This is a genomic window from Paraburkholderia elongata, assembly GCF_013177735.1.
Taxonomy (GTDB): domain Bacteria; phylum Pseudomonadota; class Gammaproteobacteria; order Burkholderiales; family Burkholderiaceae; genus Paraburkholderia; species Paraburkholderia elongata.
In genome coordinates this window covers 1-7,556 of sequence record NZ_WOEZ01000287.1, presented here as the reverse complement: position 1 = coordinate 7,556, position 7,556 = coordinate 1, and the positions used below count along the sequence as shown (strand labels likewise).

At 60.1% G+C, this 7,556-nt stretch carries 6 protein-coding genes and 1 pseudogene; 4 read left to right on the top strand and 3 right to left on the bottom strand.

Going from position 1 to position 7,556, the window contains the following annotated elements; translation table 11 throughout:
- Window positions 1–328: 328 nt before the first annotated feature.
- Window positions 329–1,591: an IS110 family RNA-guided transposase gene (locus tag GNZ13_RS46910; RefSeq protein ID WP_172177849.1), complete on the bottom strand. Its 1,263-nt coding sequence runs from the start codon at window positions 1,589–1,591 to the stop codon at window positions 329–331.
- A gap of 717 nt (window positions 1,592–2,308) precedes the next feature.
- Between GNZ13_RS46910 and GNZ13_RS46905 the strand changes: the two genes are divergently transcribed.
- The 4 genes and pseudogenes from GNZ13_RS46905 to tnpC form a co-directional block, all read left to right on the top strand.
- On the top strand, window positions 2,309–2,875 hold the full coding sequence (locus GNZ13_RS46905) for a hypothetical protein (RefSeq protein ID WP_172177847.1): 567 nt from the start codon (window positions 2,309–2,311) through the stop codon (window positions 2,873–2,875).
- A 946-nt stretch (window positions 2,876–3,821) separates the two neighbouring features.
- Entirely contained in the window at window positions 3,822–4,241 is a 420-nt protein-coding gene (gene tnpA, locus GNZ13_RS53675) for an IS66-like element accessory protein TnpA (RefSeq protein ID WP_407945709.1), read from the top strand.
- Complete coding sequence (gene tnpB, locus GNZ13_RS46895) at window positions 4,238–4,585, top strand: IS66 family insertion sequence element accessory protein TnpB (RefSeq protein WP_120302443.1); 348 nt, start codon at window positions 4,238–4,240, stop codon at window positions 4,583–4,585. Before tnpA ends, tnpB begins: the two co-directional genes overlap by 4 nt.
- A gap of 30 nt (window positions 4,586–4,615) precedes the next feature.
- Window positions 4,616–5,563 (top strand): annotated as a pseudogene (gene tnpC / locus GNZ13_RS46890) (IS66 family transposase); the annotation flags it as partial.
- Window positions 5,564–5,659: 96 nt separating this feature from the next.
- On the opposite strand, the gene GNZ13_RS46885 reads toward tnpC, so the two are convergent.
- Together GNZ13_RS46885 and GNZ13_RS46880 are read right to left on the bottom strand one after the other, a co-directional pair.
- Window positions 5,660–6,658 (bottom strand): tyrosine-type recombinase/integrase, encoded by a 999-nt coding sequence (locus GNZ13_RS46885; RefSeq protein ID WP_172177843.1) that lies wholly within the window; start codon window positions 6,656–6,658, stop codon window positions 5,660–5,662.
- Window positions 6,651–7,556, bottom strand: a 906-nt coding sequence (locus GNZ13_RS46880) for a tyrosine-type recombinase/integrase (protein ID WP_172177841.1), incomplete at its 5' end; no start/stop codon positions are given. The genes GNZ13_RS46880 and GNZ13_RS46885, both read right to left, overlap by 8 nt.

The window sequence follows — 7,556 nt, the reverse complement described above, 5'->3', positions numbered from 1 at the left end:
CGACCGGCGACGAAGGTACTAACCGGCCGCCCTTGCAGAGCAGACATTCAGGATGCACGCCGAACGGCTATATCACGCCCTGAGGTCGTCAGTCAAGGTTTTTCAGAGGGAAGAGTTGGTTTCCAGGACTCCGGTTCGTAAGGATCGGGCAGGCCTGCCCATGTCGAAGAAGACGTCATGCGCCCCGCCTGGCGAGTTGCCCACCGCCGGCCAGCGTCATGGTCATAACAGGAGACCCGCCGGCCAGCGGTGGACAACTCGCGAGCGTCAAACGGAGGAAAGCCACAGACCAGGAATCCAACTGCGTAACCGCGCCGATTGGAACGGGTTACCCTGGAAGCCCGAGGTTCCTGAGGAGTGGCGAACCGCGCTTCCTCAGGGCGTTGAGGTAGATGCTCTCGTCGTACCGCGTTCCGGTCTGCCAGCAGCGGTAGAGGATCCGTATCCACTTGAACGCCAATGCCCTGACGGCGGCCTGATACGAACTGCCCTTTGCTCGCTGTTGCCGGTAGTAGGCGCCCGCCCAGAACGATTTGTTGATGGTCTGGCCCGCCCATTCGACAAACGTCTGGCGCAGGAAGGTCGGGCATTGCCAGCGCCAGTGCACCCAGCACTTCTTGCCGCTGCGCTCGGTGACCGGCGCGATGCCGGAGTACTTCTGCAGTTCATCAGCGCCCCTGAAGCGGTCACGTTGCTCGCCAAACGCAGCCAGCAGGCGCGGTGTCAGATGCGGACCTGCGCCGGGCAAGCTGTCAAACAGGTCGAAGTCGGGCAGCGTGCGTGCGACTGCCGCGATTTCCTTGTCGAACACGTCGATCGCAGCCAGCGCTGTGCGCAGTTGCGCCACCAGCATTAGCGCGAGCAATCGGTGAGGTGCAACGATCCCGGGATCATCCGTGAGCGACACAGCGCAGCGGATCGACTCCAGACGTCCCTCAATCAGTTTGGCCCGGCGACAGTTGTGCACATGGAAGAACGTTTCAAGCGTCTTTCTGCCCGCGCGCCTGACTGCTGGCAGAGTTGGCCAGCGGGTCAGGAAATCACAAAACAGCACCGTGTCGATGTCGTCGAACCATTCCAAGGCTTGAGGATAATACTGCTTGAGTGCGTTGGTGAGCCGATTGGTGAACCGGGTCTTGTCGCCGACCAGTTCACGACGCTGTTCGATCAGGCTCAGCAAGGAACGCATGCCGACGCTCTGCGGCCTGAGCGGGCTGAACCGCTCAGGATGGCGCAGCAGCAGGTCGAGTGCCAGTTCGGCATCGGTGGGATCGTCCTTGGCCCGGCTCGGCTTGAACGCCTCACGGTACTTCGCGAGCATTGCAGGGTTGATCGGGAATAGAGTGACGAACACATGTTTCTGCAACACAGAGACGATCGGCCCTGTGGCCAGCTCAAGCGCGACCGCGATCGGACCACCAAAGCGCTGATGTAAAGCCTTTGCCCATTCATCAATGCGTGTAACCTGGTGAGGAATGCAGTCGAACTCGCGCCTGTCGTCGCCAGCCTGCTGCAGGCAAATGTCATGTTTGGTATCTGCCCAGTCGAGGCCGACGAAAGCCTTGAATTGCTGGTTCGATAGAGGTGCCATGTGAACCTCCGCAAGTGATAGATTACCCGGTAGGGACATGCATGCTTGCGTCCAGCGAAGGCAATATAGTGAGCCGGTGCGACGGCGAACCCTGAGTATTCGTTATCGGACGCAGGCGCACCCGTGGACTCGAAGCTAAAGCGGCAATCGTCCAGGCGTTTGGGTCGACTTATTCGTAGTCCACGGGTGCATGTCCCGCCTCGACTGGCAGCTCGCTGCCAGTCCCACCAGTATCGATGAAAGCGGGACGGACTATCTATACGGGGTCGACTGCTGCCTGATGCGGATCGATCAACTGACGGCCACGCCGCCTGATCAATGTCGGACTGGGTTCGGCCATGAAGCGTCATTCGCCTTCACCGACGCGTTGACGCTCGGGCGTCCGCTTCGCCTCGATAACAGTCCTTTGATCGGCGGCCAAGACGGTTGCATACTCGGACAACCCCTCAGGCGTGGCCCTCGCTCGCGGGCAAAAATGGCACTCCATCCTGTGTGCGCCGATCTATGCTGTTGCGAGTAGTGGGGCACGCGCTGGGCCGCGATGGGCTGGTCCGGCATGTGGTGGTCCTCATAACGTGTATGAACCACTTGCTCGGAAAATCATGAGACTAAGACGCCTTTTGACTGCCGAAGAGATTCGCTCGGCATGGCCCTCCCTTTTGGTTGGCGTCATAGGGGGGGGGCGCTTGTGGATTTCTCCTGGACGCGCCGGACTACTTGGACACCTCGAAAGTATGGGCTTTCTGGGGCGCCTTGATTGGTGTGTACATGGCAGCCTTTATCGCACCCATCGGGCTTCTGACTGTTCGGATAAACAGGTGGAGGAACGGTGCGGGGAAAAAACAGTGGGGTTTCGACTTGGCGGTAACGGTTGGCGTAATGGTTGCGTTGCCGTTCTTGGCGCTGGGTGTTTCGTACTGGTTGTTCACGTTTGTCGCTCTATATGACCTGGCAGCCAGCCCGGACGTTGAGGCAATCCGAACAGTTTCGGCTTTGTTGGGTGCAACGCTCTTAGTGAGTGCGTGCCTATTCTGGTTCAGGCTGAAGTGCCAGTTCCTGTATGGGTGCAGCGAGGCATGCGTTGGGGTCCTAGTGGCCCTGCTGCGTATCCTCTCCGACGCGGAAACCGCCCAGGTATCAACCCCGCAATTTCTGCTCCTGTTATTGACCGCAGGCGTCTATCTCATTGTCCAAGGATTCGACAACATGCACAAAGGTGCTACCAAGACTCCGGCAGACCCCGTCTGGTCCTATCTGATGGCTCGAAGCCGACAGAAGAGCTGAGGGAGTGTCACACCGCCCCGCTCAAGCCTGACGGACGCCTCCCCCGATACGGTTGAGTCGAGATTCTTTATCGCAGCGACCGTCCCGGCGTCACCGAGCGGGACATTCTCCGCGCCCAATACGGTACCGGTCACGTGGGACTTCCTGGCGCGGGGCGGACACGACGTGTACACGGAGGAAGACGACGCGCTCTTGCGGGCGTAATGGCGAAGTTCGGTGACCGTTGCATCTCGAGAGCGGTCGTTATGGTGACGCTGGTCCGAACGGCAGAGAAGGGTCGGGGGACGAGCAGCCGATGGCCGACAGGCAGCGACCGGCCAGGAAGCGCCGTTCGTCCTGGCGCTTGGTGTGACATTCGACAGTCGGCTCCGCCCTGTTAACCGGACCTTCGCGTGCCAATCGTGCCCGTCGCGTTGGTGAACGTAGAGTTCGTTTGCGAAAGCGCGCCGACCGCGATGCGATGCACGCACGCAGTTCTCCGCAGCGACTGGCAAAACCGTACAGAACATCGAAGCAGTGGCACATTCCGGGGCAAAGCGCCAGCCGACGCGGGACGCGTTTAAACAGAAGTCAACGCCAGAGCGATGGACCGCGGTGGACGTAATTGCACATCGTGGCCTTTGGATAGGCTCCACTTGCGCGGAATAGCTACTATTCATTTAACTAGTCGTCTGTGAACCGGCTCGCATCAATCGTGACGTTCAGCGTCGGGACGAGGTACGGGGATAGTCCACTCATCCACCGCTTCCCCCGCTTCAGGTTCGCGCTCTCGCCGAAGTTCCAGGATGCGCCCGTGAGCGACAACGACTTTCAGGTCGAATCTCACGCCTTTTCGGAAGTGGAACAAATAAGCCGTGAAGGAGGTAAGCAACTCGCGGAGGCCGTTGTGGACGGCGGATTGAGTGTTGGGTAATTTGGTATCCACCAAATTATGGTGGACACCAAAGTGGACAAGACAGCATCGAAAGCGCGCGTGGCTGGCGTTACGTATAAGCGGCCTAATTTTCCGTCGGCCTTCAAGCGGCGGCTGGTCGAAGAATCATTGGAACCAGGAGGAGCATCGGTGGCGCTGATCGCGCGCCGCAACGATATCAACGCAAACCTGTTGTTCAAGTGGCGACGGCAATATCTGAAGGCAGAGCACGGCCTTCCGACGTCGCCGGAGTGTGGCGCGCCGGAACCGGAGCGCGAGATGCCGCTATTGTTGCCGGTGAGCATCGTCTCGGAAACGCCAGCGACAACGGTCAATGCAGGCGAGCCGCTTGAGAACGTCTGCGAGGTGGAGTTCGACCGTGCATGTTTGCGGATTCGCGGCGATGTTTCGCCGGTCACACTGCGGCTGTTGATTCGTGAGCTATCCCGATGATCGGCCTGCCGGCGGGCACACGCATCTGGATCGCCGCTGGCGTGACCGATATGCGCTGCGGCTTCCAGGGCCTGGCTGCGAAGGTACAGACGGCGCTTCAGGAGAACCCCCTGTCTGGTCACGTCTTCGTCTTCCGCGGTCGTCGCGGTGACACCCTCAAGATTCTCTGGGCCACCGGCGACGGGCTGTGCCTGCTCGCCAAACGGCTTGAACGCGGGCACTTCGTATGGCCGCAGGCCGACAGCGGCAAGATCCACCTGACGCAGGCCCAGTTGTCGATGCTGCTTGAGGGCATCGACTGGAAGCAGCCACGGCGCACGAGCGAGACGCTGTCGATGTTGTAAACCGCGCAAGAGGTGCGTAAACTGCACCGCATGCTCAATGCCAGCGACCTTCCTGACGATATCGAGACGCTTCGAGCCATGGTGCTCGAGCAACGCGCATCGATTGCCGAGCGCGATCTGGAGATCGAGCGGCTCAAGGCCCAGATCGACAAACTGAAACGCATGCAGTTCGGCCGCAAGTCCGAGAAACTGGACCGGCAGATTGAGCGACTCGAGGCCGAACTGGAAGAGATGACCGCCAGCCGGGGAGCCGCCGAGGCGCGAAGTGCCCAGGCCGGGCGCAAGAGCACATCAGTGTCGACGCTTACAGAAAGCGAGCGGGCACCGCGCGAGGCCCTTCCGGAACACCTGCCGCGCGAAGAGCATGTGCTGGAACCCGGGCCGACCTGTCCTGAGTGCGGAGGTGAGATGCAGCCGCTGGGCGAGGACGTTTCCGAACAGCTCGGGCGCATCGAGGCGGCGTTCAAGGTCATCCGCACGATCCGGCGCAAGAAGGTCTGCGCCTGCTGTCATCGCATCGCTCAGCCGCCGGTGCCAGGCCTGCCGATCCAACGCAGCGTTGCGCACCCGAGCCTGCTTGCCGACATCTTCGTGTCCAAGTACGCCGATCATCAACCGCTCTACCGGCAGTCGCAAATCGCCGCGCGTGACAAGGTCACGCTGGACCCGGCGAGCATGGGTCGATGGGTTGGCGAATGCGAGGCGCTGGTTGATCCGCTGATTGCGGCACTGCGCTGCTATGCGATGGCCGGCTCAAAGATCCATGCGGACGATACGCCGATCCCCGTGCTTGCGCCCGGCAACGGGAAGACGAAGACTGGCCGGCTGTGGGTCTACGTGCGCGATGACAGTCGGTCCGGTTCGACGGAACCGGCCGCCGTGTGGTTCGCGTACTCGCCCAACCGGCAGGGCGTTCATCCCCAGCGCCATCTGGCCGGCTTCAGCGGCATCCTGCAGGCGGACGCCTACGCGGGCTATGTTGCGGCCAAATTTATGTGGCGGCGATGTCTTCGAGTCAGGGCTTATCCAATCCCCCCTGACTCGTGCCCGCACATAAAAAATGCCAGCGAACAACTAAAGTTGCTTCAGAAACGTCATCAGTGAAGGCAGCGTGGTCGCACGCCTTGATGCTGCGGGCAGGCCTGAGATGTCGACGCGAGCAAGCGCCTTTGCTTTCATTTCCAGGTCGACCTCGGCGTAGATGTGTGTCGTATCCAAAGAGACATGCCCTAACCAGGCTCGGATCGTGTTGATATCGACGCCGGCACGTAGCAGATGAACCGCGGTCGTGTGTCGAACCGAATGCGGACTGATACGTTTATCTTTCATCGCAGGATGTGACTTGGTCACGAGCTTGGCATATTGGGTGACGACACGATGTATGCCGAACCGTGTCATCGGCTGATTTGTCCGTCCAAGGAACACGGTGTCGTCTGCACTACGCCCGGTTACGAGTTGAGTCAAGACGGAGGACGTCGTCGGCCACAAGGGACACACACGCATCTTGTTTCCTTTGCCAAGTATGCGAACGGAGGACGGGTCGGTGAGCTGCAAGCGTCCGATGGTCAACTTCGCAGCTTCATCGGCGCGAGCTCCGCTGTTGTACAGGAACAGAAGCAATGCATAGTCGCGTGCCCCGATTGCCGTGCGGCGGTCTGGCGCTGCCAGCAAAGCATCCATCTCGGACTTCTCGAGATAACCGATCAATGTCCTGGCCGTTTTTTTGAATGGAATTGACCGTACCTCGCTACACCAAGACAAATGAACTGGTGAATGCATGCCGATGAAGCGCGCCAGAGAATGGAGCGCGCTCAGCCGCAGATTCCGGGTGGCGCCACCGCAATGCCGATCGCATTCGACGTGATCCAGAAACTGGCGCACGATGGTTGGCGAAAGGTTCTCAACGGTCATCCGGTCGATCGCAAAGCCGCCGAGTTTGGCCGCGAACGGTAACAATAAAGTCAATGTGTCGCGGTAACTGGCCTGCGTGTTGGGCGAGAAGTTCCGTTCCGCCACCATATGCTCAAGCATGAAGCGCCGGATCCAGGGGCCAAGCAGGTTCCTGTCATTCATGATCGTCTCCACACTGCGCGTACTGTGCGAAACGCCGGCTTGCTTCTGCGAGCAACTCCGGTGTCATGCGCAGATATCGCTGCGTCGATTTGATATCGACGTGCCCCAGGTAGGTCGCTAGTTGCGGGAGCAGGCGTTGCACATCCTTGCCATCGCGATACCATGCAAGAACCCGATGTACTGCCGCGGTATGCCTCAAATCGTGCAGGCGCGGCGGATGCAGCTCGCCCTCGGGGCACTCGATTTTAGCCATCTGACGCAGGCGCTGAAACAGCGTAATGACTTGCGAATACGGCCACCCGTGCCCAGTGCGCGAAGTGAACAGGCGCGAGTTATTGCCCTCCGGCATCGGCAGGCCCCGACGGCGCTCGATATGCGTGGCCAATTCCGTCGACAACCGTTGCCCAATCGGTACCAGACGAGTCTTGAAGAATTTCGTGTCGTGTACGGTGATGACACGGTCGATCAGGTCCGCATCCAGAATGGTCAACCGCAGCGCTTCGCCGATGCGCAAACCGCTGCCATACAGCAGGAGAATCAATGTCCTGTACATGGATGCCTGCTGTGGACTACGGTAGTTGTACAGCAGAGGCGTCGCGTCGATCAAGCGGTGGAGCTCTGCGGTCGAGTACACATAGGGGGTTTGGGGCGGCGGCAGCTTCGGCACGTTTGCGGGAAGCGGCCATGTCTCGCTGCATCCCCTGCTGATGGCAAACCGGTACAGGCCCGCAAGCACGTTGTATTTGAGCCGCCATGTAGCTGTGAGCGGCCCCGTTCCTTGTAGAAATTCCACGACGGCATCCGGCCGGACGTCGGCAATGCCGACATTCCCCATCTGATGGGCAAACTGCCGCAAGAGTCGGTCGGCAGCTTCAAATCGCAGGCCCAACGACCGTTG